This is a genomic window from Methyloversatilis sp. (genome assembly GCF_030696805.1).
In the GTDB taxonomy this organism is placed as follows: domain Bacteria; phylum Pseudomonadota; class Gammaproteobacteria; order Burkholderiales; family Rhodocyclaceae; genus Methyloversatilis.
In genome coordinates, this window is the sequence record NZ_JAUYRO010000089.1 from 1 (window position 1) to 14,942 (window position 14,942).

15 protein-coding genes are annotated in these 14,942 nt (G+C 66.2%); 13 read left to right on the forward strand and 2 right to left on the reverse strand.

What is annotated here, in order from left to right; translation table 11 throughout:
• Positions 1–260 precede the first annotated feature (260 nt).
• Both Q8R75_RS14115 and lolD read left to right on the forward strand, forming a co-directional pair.
• Positions 261–1,505 carry a lipoprotein-releasing ABC transporter permease subunit gene (locus Q8R75_RS14115; protein ID WP_305613332.1) on the forward strand — a complete coding sequence of 415 codons (1,245 nt, stop codon included), beginning with the start codon at positions 261–263 and terminating at the stop codon, positions 1,503–1,505.
• Entirely contained in the window at positions 1,498–2,169 is a 672-nt protein-coding gene (gene lolD, locus Q8R75_RS14120; protein ID WP_305613331.1) for a lipoprotein-releasing ABC transporter ATP-binding protein LolD, read from the forward strand. The genes Q8R75_RS14115 and lolD overlap by 8 nt, the downstream gene beginning before the upstream one ends.
• Positions 2,170–2,474: 305 nt before the next feature.
• On the opposite strand, the gene Q8R75_RS14125 is transcribed toward lolD, so the two are convergent.
• A complete protein-coding gene (locus Q8R75_RS14125; protein ID WP_305613330.1) occupies positions 2,475–3,035 on the reverse strand; it encodes a DUF2062 domain-containing protein in 561 nt (186 codons plus the stop codon).
• Between the two features lie 89 nt (positions 3,036–3,124).
• On the opposite strand from Q8R75_RS14125, the gene Q8R75_RS14130 reads away from it, so the two are divergent.
• From Q8R75_RS14130 to Q8R75_RS14140, 3 genes are read left to right on the forward strand one after another with little or no spacing between them, the layout of a single operon-like run.
• Positions 3,125–5,530, forward strand: coding sequence for a DNA internalization-related competence protein ComEC/Rec2 (locus tag Q8R75_RS14130; RefSeq protein ID WP_305613329.1), 2,406 nt, complete (start codon positions 3,125–3,127; stop codon positions 5,528–5,530).
• The gene (locus Q8R75_RS14135; protein ID WP_305613328.1) at positions 5,530–6,453 is read left to right on the forward strand and encodes an alpha/beta hydrolase; all 924 of its coding nucleotides are present in this window, start codon (positions 5,530–5,532) and stop codon (positions 6,451–6,453) included. The genes Q8R75_RS14130 and Q8R75_RS14135 overlap by 1 nt, the downstream gene beginning before the upstream one ends.
• Positions 6,450–7,058 carry a DUF1415 domain-containing protein gene (locus Q8R75_RS14140; protein ID WP_305613327.1) on the forward strand — a complete coding sequence of 203 codons (609 nt, stop codon included), beginning with the start codon at positions 6,450–6,452 and terminating at the stop codon, positions 7,056–7,058. The genes Q8R75_RS14135 and Q8R75_RS14140 overlap by 4 nt, the downstream gene beginning before the upstream one ends.
• 74 nt (positions 7,059–7,132) lie before the next feature.
• On the opposite strand, the gene Q8R75_RS14145 is transcribed toward Q8R75_RS14140, so the two are convergent.
• Entirely contained in the window at positions 7,133–7,405 is a 273-nt protein-coding gene (locus Q8R75_RS14145) for a hypothetical protein (protein ID WP_305613326.1), read from the reverse strand.
• A 143-nt stretch (positions 7,406–7,548) separates the two neighbouring features.
• On the opposite strand from Q8R75_RS14145, the gene Q8R75_RS14150 reads away from it, so the two are divergent.
• The 8 genes from Q8R75_RS14150 to Q8R75_RS14185 all read left to right on the forward strand — a co-directional run bounded on the left by Q8R75_RS14150 (position 7,549) and on the right by Q8R75_RS14185 (position 14,556).
• The gene (locus Q8R75_RS14150; protein ID WP_305613325.1) at positions 7,549–8,385 is read left to right on the forward strand and encodes a pseudouridine synthase; all 837 of its coding nucleotides are present in this window, start codon (positions 7,549–7,551) and stop codon (positions 8,383–8,385) included.
• Positions 8,385–8,528 carry a hypothetical protein gene (locus Q8R75_RS14155; protein WP_305613324.1) on the forward strand — a complete coding sequence of 48 codons (144 nt, stop codon included), beginning with the start codon at positions 8,385–8,387 and terminating at the stop codon, positions 8,526–8,528. The genes Q8R75_RS14150 and Q8R75_RS14155 overlap by 1 nt, the downstream gene beginning before the upstream one ends.
• A 363-nt stretch (positions 8,529–8,891) precedes the next feature.
• Complete coding sequence (locus Q8R75_RS14160; RefSeq protein WP_305613323.1) at positions 8,892–10,571, forward strand: DUF2341 domain-containing protein; 1,680 nt, start codon at positions 8,892–8,894, stop codon at positions 10,569–10,571.
• 87 nt (positions 10,572–10,658) lie between these two features.
• Entirely contained in the window at positions 10,659–11,069 is a 411-nt protein-coding gene (locus Q8R75_RS14165) for a biopolymer transporter ExbD (protein ID WP_257079600.1), read from the forward strand.
• A 19-nt stretch (positions 11,070–11,088) separates the two neighbouring features.
• Positions 11,089–11,493: a biopolymer transporter ExbD gene (locus Q8R75_RS14170; RefSeq protein ID WP_305613322.1), complete on the forward strand. Its 405-nt coding sequence runs from the start codon at positions 11,089–11,091 to the stop codon at positions 11,491–11,493.
• Entirely contained in the window at positions 11,493–12,197 is a 705-nt protein-coding gene (locus Q8R75_RS14175; RefSeq protein ID WP_305613321.1) for a TonB C-terminal domain-containing protein, read from the forward strand. The genes Q8R75_RS14170 and Q8R75_RS14175 overlap by 1 nt, the downstream gene beginning before the upstream one ends.
• Positions 12,198–12,247: 50 nt before the next feature.
• Positions 12,248–13,903, forward strand: coding sequence for a putative porin (locus Q8R75_RS14180; protein ID WP_305613320.1), 1,656 nt, complete (start codon positions 12,248–12,250; stop codon positions 13,901–13,903).
• Between the two features lie 2 nt (positions 13,904–13,905).
• The gene (locus Q8R75_RS14185; protein WP_305613319.1) at positions 13,906–14,556 is read left to right on the forward strand and encodes a hypothetical protein; all 651 of its coding nucleotides are present in this window, start codon (positions 13,906–13,908) and stop codon (positions 14,554–14,556) included.
• The last annotated feature ends 386 nt before the right edge of the window (positions 14,557–14,942 follow it).

Here is a 14,942-nt window from a genome sequence, read left to right on the forward strand (position 1 = left end):
GGTCTCATCCCACAGTGATCCGACGGGGCGCATCCCACAAGGTCTCATCCCACAGTGATCCGACGGGGCGCATCCCACAAGGTCTCATCCCACAGTGATCCGACGGGGCGCATCCCACCAGAGGCAACTCCCACAGCGGCCGCGCGCAGGTCTCTCCCCCGGCTCCCTTCCGCAGCGTCGCATCCGGTCGATCATTTCGCCCGACGTGTCAGCGGATGCGGACGACGCGCTATCGCCGATACCGGTACCATCCTTGCCCCATGAACTATGAAATCCTGCTCGGCCTGCGTTATGTGCGGGCGAAACGGCGCAACGGCTTCATTTCCTTCATTTCCCTGATTTCCACGCTCGGTCTGGCGCTGGGCATTGCAGCGCTGATCACGGTGCTGTCGGTGATGAACGGATTCCAGAAGGAGTTGCGCACCCGCATCCTCGGCGTGGCGTCACACGTACAGATCACCGGCTACGACAACGAACTGACCGACTGGCAGCAGGTGGCCGATCGCGCGCTGCAGAACAAGGACGTGAAGGCGGCTGCGCCCTATGTCAGCGAACAGGCGATGCTGAGCTTCGACCAGACGGTGCGCGGCGCCATGGTGCGCGGCGTGCTGCCGGCGGCCGAAGATGGCGTGGCCGACTTCAGCCAGCACATGCGCGCCGGCAATCTCGCCGATCTGCAGCCGGGTGGCTTCGGCGTGGTGCTGGGCATCGAGCTGGCGCGTGCGCTGCGCGTGCAGGTCGGCGAGAAAGTGACGCTCATCGCGCCGCAGGGGCTGGTGACGCCGGCGGCGGTGCTGCCGCGGCTGAAGCAATTCACCGTGGTCGGCGTGTTCGAGGCCGGGCACTTCGAGTACGACGCCAGTCTGGCGCTGATCCACATGCAGGACGCCCAGACGCTGTACCGCATGGAAGACCGCGTGTCCGGCGTTCGGCTCAAGCTGGGCGACCTGTTCGATGCGCCGCGCGTTGCGCGCGATCTGCATGCGCAGATGTCGGGCGATGGTCTGCTGGTCGGCGACTGGACGCGCCAGCACGCCAATTTCTTCCGCGCCATCGCGATCGAGAAGAACATGATGTTCATCATCCTGATGCTGATCGTCGCCGTGGCGGCGTTCAACATCGTGTCCATGCTCATCATGGTGGTGACCGACAAGCAGGCCGATATCGCCATCCTTCGCACGCTGGGTGCCAGCCCGGCCAGCATGATGGCGGTGTTCATCGTGCAGGGCGCCATCATCGGCGGCGGCGGCCTGCTGCTCGGCGTGGCCGGCGGCGTGGCGCTGGCGTCCAACCTCGACATCGTGGTGCCGGCCATCGAAGCCATCGCAGGCGTGTCGCTGTGGTCGGCCGAGGTGTATTTCATTCCCGAGCTGCCGTCGGAAATCCTGTGGTCCGACGTGCTGACGGTGACCGTCATCGGCGGTCTGCTGACGCTGGCGGCGACGCTGTATCCGAGCTGGCGCGCCTCACGCGTGCAGCCGGCGGAGGCGCTGCGCTATGAGTGACATCGTGCTGAAGTGCGAAGGGCTGACCAAGGTCTTTCATCAGGGCAAGGTCGAGGTGCCGGTGCTGTCCGGTGTCGATCTGGCAGTGCTGCGCGGCGAGCGCGTGGCCATCGTCGGCGCCAGCGGGTCAGGCAAGAGCACCTTGCTGCACCTGCTGGGCGGGCTGGATACGCCGAGCGCGGGCAGCGTGTCGCTGCTCGGTCAGCAGTATTCGACGCTGGGCGAGGCGGCGCGCGGTGCGCTGCGCAACCGCTCGCTGGGCTTCGTCTATCAGTTCCATCATCTGCTGGCCGAGTTTTCGGCACTCGACAATGTCGCGATGCCGCTGATGATCCGTCGCCAGTCACGGCCGCAGGCGCGCGAAGCCGCCGCCGCGATGCTGGCCGACGTCGGTCTGGCGCACCGGGTGGAGCATCAGCCGGGCGAAATGTCCGGCGGCGAGCGCCAGCGGGTGGCGATCGCGCGCGCGCTGGTGACCCAGCCGGCCTGCGTGCTGGCCGACGAGCCAACCGGCAATCTCGATAGCAAGACCGCCGATGGCGTATTCGACCTGATGCTGACGCTGAGCCGCACGCGCGGCACCAGTTTCGTCATCGTGACGCACGACGAGCGGCTTGCGGCACGCGCAGACCGCATCGTGCGGCTGGTGGACGGCCGGTTTTAGAGCAGATTCCAGATTCACGACGCGAGGCGGAAGCAGGCGCTTGTCACCCTGAATCCGTGACGCGCAGCGTCAGGCGGTGCGGTGTCCGGGGAGCGGCCCCTGTGGGAGCCGCGATCTGGGCTGTTTCTGTGGGAGCGGCGTCCCCGCCGCGATACGCACGTTGTACAGCGACCATCGCAGCACTATCGCGGCGGGGACGCCGCTCCCACAGGACGCGGCTCCCACAGAATCCATCGCATAGCCGCCGCGCCCAGTGCCCGTCTTGCGGGTAGGGGAACACGGGGTTGCGGCCCACGTCGTCATGATTACGCCTTGCGCCGCTGCGCCCGCGCGCGCCAGCTGCGCAACAGGTGCCAGCGCCACAGACCCAGCACGGTGACGTAACCGACAGCGGCCAGCGTCACGGCCAGCAGCGGCAGTCCGATCAGCAGCGGCTCGCCCAGTGCCATCACCCAATCGAACAGGGCGCGGATCCAGCCGCTGAATCCGGCGCCGTCCGGGATGTGGGGTGCGTGGAAGGTCGCACCGGGCGGCATCGTCAGGCCGATCAGTGGCATCACCAACCGGCCGTAGCCCCAGGCGAAGGCGTACAGCGGGACGATGGTCAGCGGGTTGCTGTAGAAGGTGACCGCCATCGACAGCGGCAGGTTCACGCGCAGAAGTACCGCCAGCGCGGCTGCTCCAAGCATCTGGAGTGGCCCCGGAATCAGCCCCGCGAACAGCCCGACCGCGACGCCCCCGGCGCAGCTGTGGCGGTTCAGATGCCACAGCCGGGGATGGCCAAGCCAGTCTGCAAAGGGCGCCAGCCAGCGATTGCGGCGCAGGGTTTCGGTGTCGGGGATGTATTTCCGGAAGATTTTTTTCATCAGGGCAGATTATCCGCTGCCGCCGTGACGGCATGGCAACAGTGTGGTTCGAATGACTTCCGGGATGTGTAACGGGATAATCGTTCGTCATGATCCTGCTCGTCGCGCTTTCTCTTGTTGCCGGTACCTGGCTCGCGCAGCAGCAGGCCGTGCTGCCCGCCCCTGCCGTGCCGTTCGGTCTGCTGGCGCTTGCGCTGTTACTGGGGCTATTCGCGTCGGCCCGGCCCGCGCGCGCTGCATCGGACAGCGCCGTCTGCGTCGCGGTTGCATTGGTGGCTTTCGTCTGGGCCAGCGCAGCCGGGCATGCGGCGCTGGCCGACCGCCTGCCCCCTGCGCTGGAAGGGCAGGACATCGACCTGATCGGCGTGATCGCGGGTCTGCCGCAGCGGGTGGAGCGCGGCCAGCGCTTCGATTTCGCGGTCGAGCAGGCACCGCCCGGCGTGCCGCGCCGAATCGCGCTTACCTGGTACGACAGTCGCCACGCTGATTCGTCGGCATCCGAAGCGGCGCCACATCTGCAGGCAGGCAGCCGCTGGCAGCTGCGGGTGCGCCTGAAGCGGCCGCACGGCAACATGAATCCGCACGGCTTCGACTATGAAGCCTGGCTGTTCGAACGCGGCATCGGCGCGACCGGTCATGTGCGTGCCGGTGGCGAAGGACGACAGGCACAGCGGCTGATCGACCAACAGGCGGGCGGGCTCATCGCATGGATCGACGCGCAGCGCGACGCGGTGCGCGCGCGCTTCACGGCGGTGATGCACGACGATGCGCAGGCCGAGGTGCAGGCGTGGCAATGGGCAGGCGTGCTGATCGCGCTGGCGATCGGCGACCAGCGGGCGATCCCGCCGGCACACTGGGACCTGTTCGAGCGTGCCGGTCTGACGCATCTGGTGTCAATCTCCGGGCTGCACGTCACGATGGTGGCCGCGCTGTCCGGTCTTTTGCTGTCCGCGCTCTGGCGCCGGGTGCCGGCGCTTGCGCTTCGCTGTGCCGCGCAGCGTGCCGGCATCGTCGCCGGACTGGTCGCCGCCACCGCCTACTGCGCGCTGGCCGGTTTCGGCATTCCGGCGCAGCGCACGCTGATCATGCTGGCGGTCGCCGGACTGGCCATGCTGGCCGGACGCTTCTCGTCGCCTTTCGATGCGCTCGCGCTGGCGGTATGTGTCGTGCTTCCGCTGCAGCCGATGGCGGTGATGAACCCCGGTTTCTGGTTGTCGTTCGGCGCGGTGGCGCTGCTGTTCCACGCAGGCGCAGGCCATCTGGGCGCACCGCATCCGGTGCGCAGCTGGCTCGGCGCACAGGCGGCGATCACGCTCGGCCTGGCGCCGCCGATGATGGCGCTGTTCGGTCAGGTGTCGCTGGTGTCGCCGCTGATCAATCTGTTCGCGATTCCGCTGGTCAGCGTGGTCATCACGCCCCTGGTGCTGATCGCCATCGTGCTGCCGCTCGATGCGCTGCTGTGGCTGGCGCATGCGCTCACCACCGGGCTGATGTGGGCCGTGCAGTGGCTGGTCGCGCCCGACTGGGTGCTGTGGCATGCCGCGGCGCCGGCCGGCTGGGCGGTGGCGTGCGGCGTGCTCGGTGCGGCGAACCTGCTGGCGCCGCGCGGCTGGCCCGGACGTGCGCTGGCCGTGCCGCTGATGCTGCCGCTGTTCATGACGCCGGACACCCGGCCGGCCGCCGGCGACATGCAGGTGGTCGTGCTCGACGTCGGTCAGGGGCTGGCCGTGCATGTGCAGACGGCGCAGCACGACCTGATGTTCGACACCGGCCCGCGCTACGGCGCCGAAGCCGATGCCGGCGGGCGGCTTGTGCTGCCCTATCTGCGGGCGATCGGTGTGCGGCGACTCGACACACTGATCGTCAGCCACGCCGACAGCGATCATTCAGGCGGTGCCGCGTCGCTGCTCGCCGGTCTGCCGGTGGGCGAGGTGCTGTCGTCGGTACCGGCGCATGATGGGCTACGTATGGCGCGGCCCGACACGCGCGACTGCGCCGCCGGCCAGCGCTGGACGGTGGATGGCGTGCGCTTTTCGATGCTGCATCCGCCGCCCGGCGCCGCTGCACTTGGCGCGCGCAGCAGCAATGCGCTGTCCTGCGTGCTGCGCGTCGACAGCGTCCACGGTTCTGCCCTGATCACAGGCGATGTGCTGGCCGACGGCGAAGCGGCGCTGCTCGAGGCGGCTGCGCCGCTGGCGGCCGACCTTCTGGTGAGCCCGCATCACGGCAGCCGCACGTCGTCGACGGAAGCTTTCGTGGAGGCGGTCGACGCCAGCGATGTCGTGCACGCGGTTGGCTACCGCAACCGCTTCAATCACCCGCATCCGAAGGTGCAGGCACGCTATGACGACCAGGGAACTGCCCAGTGGCGCAGCGACCTCCACGGTGCCGTGGCATTCGATTTCACCGCAGGCGGCATCCACCGCAGGCTCAGCCGCGAGATCGACGCGCGCTACTGGCACAATCGGTTTCCTGTTCAACCCGAAGGACCGTGATGGGACTGTTCGACCGGATATCGGCGTGGTTCGGCAGCACACCGCCTGCGCCACGCAATGCGGAGCCGCGGCTGCACCGCGTGCAGTGCGCCAATCCGAAAGGGCTGCATCACATGGCCTATGCGGAATGGGGCGACCCGGCGAATCCGCGCGTGCTGGTGTGCGTGCATGGTCTGACCCGGGTCGGGCGCGATTTCGACTTCCTGGCGCAGCAGCTTGCCCGGCACTACCGCGTGGTATGCCCGGACGTGGCCGGGCGCGGGCGCAGCGACTGGCTGCCGGACGCCGCGAATTACGGGGTGCCGCAATACGTCGGCGACATGGTGACGCTGATCGCGCGCCTCGGCGTCGAACAGGTGCATTGGTTCGGCACCTCGATGGGCGGCCTGATCGGCATGGCGCTCGCCGCGCTGCCACAGTCTCCGATCACCCGCATGGTGCTGAACGACGTTGGCCCGGTGGTCACCTCGTTGAGCCTGCGGCGCATCGCGGAGTACGTCGGCAAGGCGCCGAAGTTCGCCAGCCTGGACGAGGCCGACCGGTACATCCGTTCAGTCAGTGCGCCATTCGGGCCGCTGACCGACGCACAGTGGCGCCATCTCACCGCGCATTCGACACGGCCGACGGCCGGTGGTGGTTTCGAAATGGGTTACGACCCGGATATCGCCAAGCCGATGCAGGGCATGCTGTTCCTGGGCGGCATCGAACTGTGGAATCTGTATGAGGCGATCCGTTGCCCGACGCTGTGCGTGCGCGGCGCCGAATCGGATCTGCTGACGCGCGACACGCTGGCGCAGATGGCGGCGCGCGGTCCGAAGGCGCGCACGCTCGAGATTGCCGGCGTCGGACACGCGCCGATGTTCATGGACACCGCGCAGACCGCGCCGATCGAACAATTCCTGATCGAAGGTTTCGCCGCATGACGAAAAACAACACAACGGACCACACAACGGACCACACCACGGACGACGTGATCGCCGCCACCCGCGACTGGCTGGAAAAGGCCGTGATCGGCCTGAACCTGTGCCCGTTCGCCAAGGCGGTGTATGTGAAGGAACAGGTGCGCTATGTGGTCAGCGAGGCGACGCACCTCGATGCCTACCTCGAGGACATCGACCGCGAGATCGAATTTCTCGCCGCGGCCGACCCGCAGCAGGTCGATACCACCCTGATCATGCATGCATCGCTGCTCGAGGATTTTCTCGACTTCAACGACGTGCTCGATCTGATCGACGATGCGGTGACCGAGCACGGGCACGAGGGCGTGCTGCAGGTTGCCGCCTTCCATCCGCTGTGGCAGTTCGCCGACACCGAACCGGACGACATCGGCAACTTCACCAACCGGGCGCCGTTCCCGACCATCCACCTGCTGCGCGAAGCCAGTGTCACGCGCGCGGTCGATGCCTTTCCGGAAGCGGAAAGCATTTACGAGCGCAACATCGACACGCTGGAAAAGCTGGGTCTCGACGGTTGGCGCGCGCTCGGCCTGCCGGTCGGGCTCCGGTCGGCGCCAGATTCGAAGTCCTGAGTGGCGGCGGACGTGCCGTCAGCGATCGGCTGGACGAGCGCGGCGCAACCGCGTGTGCTCCAGCCGGATGCGGCTCAATCGACTTCCGAAAAGGTCGCCAGTTCGGCGCTCAGTTCAGGCCAGTTGTGTGAAAGCCTGTGTACCCCGGCCGGTGTGACGACATCGATCGAAAACACCCTCTTGTCGGCGCTGACCAGACCGGCACCGTGGACAGTCGGCTGAGACGGGTCGCGCGCGTGGCGCAGCACCACCTTCATCTGGCGGCCCGGCACGGCCGACTCGAGGCGCAGCCGGTTCGAATGATTGGTGAGATCGACGATGTACTGATTGACGTCTACGTCGTTCATGACAGTCCTCCTGGCAGATGATGCGTTCAGAAGTCAGAACTTCAATCTAGCACCGCTCGCGCGTTCGCTCTCGCCAATCGATGCTGCAGTGCACTCACGTGCGATCATGCGCCGCGCCTCCGACGACCCGAACCGACCTGTCCGTGACTGTCTCCCTGCCCGACAATCCGCTTGAAATCATTTATCGCGATGACGTCATGGTCGCGATCAACAAGCCGTCCGGCCTTCTGGTGCACCGCACCGCGCTCGATCGGCACGAAACCGAATTCGCAGTGCAGCGGCTGCGCGACCAGATCGGCCGGCGCGTGTGGCCGGTGCACCGGCTGGACCGCGGCACCTCCGGCGTGCTCGTGTTCGCACTCGACGCCGTGTCGGCGCATGCGCTGGCAGATCAGTTCGCGCAGCACACGCCCGACAAGCGCTACCTCGTGCTGGTGCGCGGCCACCCGCCCGAGGCGGGCATCATCGACCATCCGCTGCGTCGCGTGATCGATGCGATCGACCCGCGCGCGGCGCGCGAGGGCGCGGACCCCATCGAGGTGCAGCCGGCGCTGACCCGCTATCGCCGTCTGGCGACGATCGAACTGCCGGTCGCGGTCGACCGCTATCCGAGCAGCCGCTATGCCCTGGTCGAAGCGCTGCCGCTGACCGGCCGCACGCATCAGATCCGGCGCCACATGAATCACATCGCCCACCCGGTGATCGGCGATTCGACCCACGGCAAGGGCGTGCACAACCGCTACTTCGCGTCTGCCTGGGGAGTGAACCGGCTGATGCTCGCCTGCATATATATGCAGTTGCGGCATCCGGTCAGCGGCGAAGCCATCACGCTGCAGTGCGATCCGGGTGAAGCGTTCGGGCGGCTGGCAGAGGCGTTCGTCTGGAAGCTGCCAACAAATCAGCCTGCCCCTGTTGAAGCGGCCCCTGTGGGAGCCGCTCCCACAGCCGGCTCCCACAGCCGGCAAACACAAGTGTCCTGATGTTTGCCGGCCTGACCGTGTCCTCGGCCTCGTTTGCCGGTGGCACGAGCATCCTTGAATCCAGCTACGAACCCGGCCACCTGAGCAGCCTGTCGGACAAGGGCGCGCTGGCCGGGTGTGCCGGCCCACGAAACAACGTATGACCTCGCCTATCTGCGTGCGCTGAGCCAGGCGCCGGCCGGCCAGTCATTCGACGGTCTGGTGATCAACGACGAGTCGACCTATGCGCCCGGCGTGCTGCGCCGATGCGCAGCGCGCAGGCGTCGACAGACCGCTCCGCCATCTGATGAGGCCTGCGGCACCGGGACGCCGACCAGGCGATCCGGTGTGCAGCGCAACCGCGTTTTTCATTTGTGGCGAAGCGAAGCCGGTGCACCAGCCGTGATGCGGCGCAGCAGTAATCGGTGCGCCGGATAGTCCGAACGGACTATTAATGCCCATATTTCATGTCACGGCATGGACATGTTTCGCCCCGACAATCGGCGCTGAACTTTTCCCCGCCTGCCATGAAAACCCTGATTGCTCTCGGCGCCTTCGCGGCGCTCATCCCCTCTTTTGCCAACGCCTGGTGGGACGAAGCGTGGACTGCCCGTCGAATCGTCACGCTTGACACCAGCGCCGCCGGCGTGCCGATCGCCGCGCCGCAGAACTCGATTCCGGTCGCGATCCGCTTGCACAGCGGAAATTTCGATTTCCTTGCCGCGAAGGATGACGGTTCGGACATCCGCTTTGTCACGGCCGATGACAAGACGGTGCTGATGCACCACATCGAACGCTACGACGCGCTGAACGAACTGGCCGTGGTGTGGGTGCAGGTGCCGCTGATCGCGTCCGGCGACACGCCGGCCACGCTGTACGCCTATTTCGGCAACGCAGCAGTGGGCGGCGCGCAGGACAGCACGGCGACGTATGACGCCTCGACCGTCGGCGTGTGGCACTTCTCCGAAGCCGCGCCGCTGGCCGATGCGTCCGCCAGCGCGCTGGTGGCGCAGGGCGCGGTGCAGATCCAGAAGGCGGCGCTGTTGGGTGATGCTGCCATCTTCGGCGGCACGCCGATCACGGTCACGGCGGGCGCACCGCTGGCGACGACCGCGGGCGGCGCCTGGACGATGTCGGCCTGGATCAAGCCGGCCGCGCTGCCCCAGCAGGCGACGTTGTACGGGCAAGGCGCGCTGACCGTGAAGATCGAAGACAGCACGCTGGCGCTGAACATCGGTGCGACACGACTCGCCGGCGGCACGCTGCAGCCCGGTGTGTGGCAGCACGTCGCCGCAACGGTGGGCGGCGGAAAGGCCACCCTCTATGTAAATGGTCAGCCGGCCGGCAGCGCCGACATCGCACTGACTGCCGAGCAGGCCGACGTCGTCATCGGCGAGGGCTACACCGGCGAACTCGATGAAGTGCAACTGGCGAACACCGCGCGCAGCCCGGACTGGATCAAGCTGGCCGCGCTGGGGCAGGGCGCCGACGCGACCTTCGTCGCAGTGCGCGAAGAAGTGGCCGAGGAAGAAGGCGGTCACAGTCACTTTGGCGTGCTGGTCGACAACCTGACGGTCGATGCCTGGGTCGTCATCATCATCCTCGGCGTCATGTTCCTGATCAGTGCGTGGGTCATGGTGGACAAGGCGATGCAGGTGATGCGCATCGACAAGGCCAACCGCGGCTTCATCAATCGCTTCCGCACAGCCGCCAATGACTTCCTGCTGCTCGACAAGGGTGAAACGTACGGCGACTCGTCGCTGTTCCGCCTGTATGGCGCCGGCTTGCGTGAAATCCGCAAGCGCTTCGACACCCATGGTGAAGCCGCTGGCCTGACCGGCGCGTCGATGGATGCGATCAAGGCTGCGATCGATGCCGATCTGGTGCGCGAATCGCACAAGCTCAACGCGCGCATGGTGTTGCTGACCATCGCGATTTCCGGCGGCCCCTTCCTCGGCCTGCTCGGCACCGTGGTCGGCGTGATGATCGTGTTCGCGGCCATTGCGGCAGCGGGCGACGTGAACGTCACGGCCATCGCGCCCGGTATCGCCGCCGCACTGCTGGCCACGGTCGCCGGTCTGGCGGTCGCGATTCCGGCGCTGTTCGGCTACAACTACCTCGCGTCGCGCATCAAGAACATCAGCGCCGACATGCAGATCTTCGTCGACGAATTCATCACCCGCGTCGCCGAAGTGCACGGCCGCTGAGGCAAGAAATGCGACCCCCACGCTCACTTCGTTCGCTGCCCCCCAGGGGGGCTACTCAGCGCCTTCGGGCGGCCGGGCGGCGCTGACATGTCCGCCGACGTCAAGGACGACAACCAGCCTTACGACGAAATCAACGTCACGCCGATGCTCGACCTGGCGTACGTGCTGCTGGTCGTGTTCATCATCATGACCACGGCGTCGGTGCAGGGCATCAAGGTCGAGGCGCCGGTGACCGAAACGATCACCAGCCTGGCCAAACCACAAACCCGCGCCATCACGATCACGGCCGCCGGCGACGTCTTTCTCGACGCCTATCCGGTCGATCTGGCGATGCTAGAAACCCGCCTTGCCCAGCACAAGAGTGCCAACCCGGCGCTGCCCGTGGTGCTCAAGGGCGACGCGGCGGCGCACTTTGAAAAGGTGTCTGCGGTGCTGGAAATCTGCAAGCGGCTGGACATCACCGAAGTCGGGCTGGTGACCAAGAAAGCGGCAGGCTAGGCATGGAGCGGAACACGTAATGCAGGTCAATACCGAAGCCAAGCCGTATGACTCGATCAACGTCACGCCGATGCTCGATCTGGCGTATGTGCTGCTGGTCGTGTTCATCCTGATGACCACGGCCGGCGTGCAGGGGCTGACGATGACGCTGCCCAAGCCGTCGAACAAGCCGAGCACCGAACAGCATGAAATCAAGATCGTGCAGGTGATGGAAAGCGGCGCGCTGATGGTCAATGGCGTCGGCGTGACGCTCGGCCAGCTCGAAGGCCAGCTCAATGCGGTGCGCGCACGCGACCCGAAGTTCAGCGTGATGATCCGCGGCGAAGCCCGCGCGCCGTATGCCGGCGTGATCGAGGTGATCGATCTGGTCAATCGCATGGGCATCGAAAACGTCGGTCTCATCACGTCCAGGATCGGTACCTGATGGCGGCGCTCGCTGAAGATTCGCTTGAGGGCACCAGCACCGGCCGGCGCGTGCGCAACATCCTGCTGGCGCTGGTCGGCATGGGGGTGGTGGGCTATGGCGGCTACTGGTTGAAGTCGCAGTTTTCGAAGCCGTCGACGCCGACCCGGCAGGTGACGAAGATTTCCATCATTCCGGATACGCCGCCGCCGCCCCCGCCACCGCCGCGTGAAGAGAAGCGGCCGGAGCCGAAGGAACAGAAGGACGTCAAGGTCGAGCAGCCCAAGCCGGTCGAGGCGCCGCCGCAGCAGGCCGAACAGCTGAAGATGGAAGGTGCGGCCGGCGACGGCCCGAGCGCGTTCGCATCGGGTGACGTGACCAATGAGTACAAGGGTGGTGACGTCGGCAGCACGATAGGCGGCGCGCCGGCCAAGCCGAACCGCATGCAGTACGCCTTCTACACCAATGCGCTGCAGCGCCACATCCAGGACGAACTGGCGCGCAACCGCAACGTGAAGCAGATTGATTATCGCGTCGTTGTGAAGGTGTGGCTCGGCCGTGACGGCAGCATCCAGCGCGCCGTGCTCGACGACAGCACCGGTGACGACAAGGCCGACAGTGCGCTGTCGGCCGCGCTGGCCGACATGCGTGCCTTCCGCGAAGCGCCGCCGGCCGACATGCCGCAGCCGATCCGCCTGCGCATCACCAACCGCCTGACCGGCTGAGCGCGCGAGCGCCCCGCTTACCTATTCCAGACAGATCCCGGACCGATGTCATGAAGAAATCCCTCCTCCCTGTTGCCCTGGCCGCGCTGTTCGCGCTGCCGGCGCACGCCAGCGAAGCGGAAACGCTGGATACCTTGCGCCAGACCACGCTCAACCTGATCGATGCGCTGGTCGACACCGGCGTGCTGACGCGCGAGAAGGCCGATGCGTTGGTCAAGGCCGCCGAAGTCAAAACCGCCAAGGCAGTGGCCAAGGCCAAGAAGGACACCACGGTGCGCGTGCAGTACGTACCCGAATCGGTAAAGGCAGAGATACGCGACCAACTGAAGCAGGAAGTGCTGGCGCAGGCGCGCAGCGAAGGCTGGGCCACGCCGAACGCCATTCCGGAATGGACCGAGCGCATCAAGATCGAGGGTGATATACGGGTGCGTTACCAGAACGACAGTTTTCCCAACGACAACACACCGATCTCGGCACTTGCGCCGGGCGCTGCAGGTAACGCAGCAGCCACAAGTTCAGATTTTCCGCTGGGCAGCCGCTTCCCGTCCGGTGTAGATCTTGACGGCAATGGTTTCCCGAACGGCAATGTATCGGACGACGTGAATCGTTTGCGTTTGCGCGCGCGCCTGGGCGTTCTCGCCAAGATCAATGACTCGGTGAGCGCAGGCCTGCGTTTCACCACCGGCAACGTGACCGACCGCGTGTCGACCAATCAGACCCTGGGCAGCGGCTTCAACAAGTACAGCTTCCTCGTCGATCGCGCCTACATCAAGATTGATCCGGTCGAGTGGGCGTCGTTTACCGGCGGTCGCGTGCCCAACCCGTGGTTCGCCACCGATCTGGTGTGGGACGAAGACCTGAATTTCGACGGTGTCGCAGTCAATCTGCGCAACGTCACGCCGACCGCGACACTGCGGCCGTTCGCCACCGCCGGCTGGTTCCCGCTGCGCGCCGACAGTCCGCCGAACGCCGAGAAGCAGTGGCTGGCCGGTGCGCAGATCGGCACAGAGTTTGACTTCAATTCCTCGGTCAAGCTTCGGTTCGGTGTCGCCAAGTACCACTACAGCCGCATCGAGGCGCGCACCGACACGGCCTACGACGCCTTCAATCAACAACCCCTGCAGGGCTATGGGCGTTATGAGCAGTCGTCGGCGCTCCGCCAGAAGGGCAATACGCTGGTGCGGACCAACAGCCCGCTCGATGGCACCGAGGCGCCGATCTACGGACTGGCCTCGAAGTTCGAGCCCTGGGTGCTGACCGCGACCGCCGATCTCGCATATTTTGACCCGGTCCACGTGCTGCTGTCGGCCGAGTACGTGAAGAACACCGGCTTCGATCGGGGTGACATCCTTCGTCGCACCGGTCTGAACGTGAGTGACGGCAGTGACACTGCGTGGCATCTGCGTGCCGCCGTTGGCATGCCGTCAGTCAGGCTTGCACATGATTGGCAGGTGTTTGCGTCCTACAAGCACATCGGTTCCGATTCGGTGCTCGACGGTTTCACCGATTCCGATTTCGGTCTTGGCGGTACAAATCTGAAAGGCTTCGTGCTCGGCGGCAGCTACGGTGTTTATCGCGACACCGCGCTGGGCTTCCGCTGGTATTCGGCCGAAACCATCGACGGACTGACGTTCGATCCCTTCCTGATCCGTAATCAGCGTTTCCAGGTCGACACGATGATGGTCGACATGAACGTGAGGTTCTGACCGTGAAGACCCTGAGCTTCCTCCTGGTGGCGCTGCTCGGCGCCACGTCCGTCCATGCGCAGCAGGCCTCGCGCGAGCAGGAGCAGTTGCGTCGTCTGCGCGCCCAGGCGCAGCAACTGCAGCAGGCGCTGTCGGCGGAACAGCAGGCGCGCCAGCAGGCTGCCGCCGAAGCCGACCGGTTGAAGCAGGCGGCCGAAGTCGAATTGCCCAAGCTTGAAGAAGAAGCGGCCAGCGCGAAGCGTCGCGCCAGCGGTGCGCAGCGCAAGGTCGATCAGCTCGCGAGCGAACTGGAAGAAGCGCGTGTCGCCGCCGCAGTACAGGCGCAGCAGCTCGAAGCGACCCGCAAGCAGCTGGCCGACCGCGAGCGCGATCTTGCGCAGACGCGCGACACTCTGCAGAAGAGTGAACGCGAATTGCAGGGCGCGCGCACCCAGGGTGAATCGCTGACCGGCAAACTGGCCCAGTGCACGAAGGACAACATCGCCCTGTATCAGACCGGCATCGACATGCTCGACCGCTGGCGCGACCGCTCGCTCGGCGAACGTGCCGGGCAGAGCGAACCGTTCACGCAGATCGGTCGCGTCAAACTGGAAAACCTCGTCGAAGGCTACCGCGACCGCCTTGAAGACAGTCTGTCCCGGCCGGAAAAGTAGAGGATTACGGCGAAACACCGCGGCGGTTTTCGTGGGCATCTTCCGCGGTGGGCCCGGCGCGGCAAGCGAACACCATCGCGGTTTTCGTAGGAGCCGTCCCACGGTCGGCCCTGCATGGCCGACCGGCTCTGCGGGCGGCGAGCGGTGCTCGCCGAAACCCCCGCGCCGCCCCCGCAGGCGATTCCGGTCTCCAAAATGAAGCACCGCGTGATCGACGTGCGGATCGCGGACAGGGTCCGCTCCTACGAAGGGCGGACAGCACCGCGGCTTTCGTAGGAGCCGTCCCACGGTCGGCCCTGCATGGCCGACCGGCTCTGCGGGCGGCGAGCGGTGCTCGCCGAAACCCCCGCGCCGCCCCCGCAGGCGATCCCGGTCGCCGAGATGCG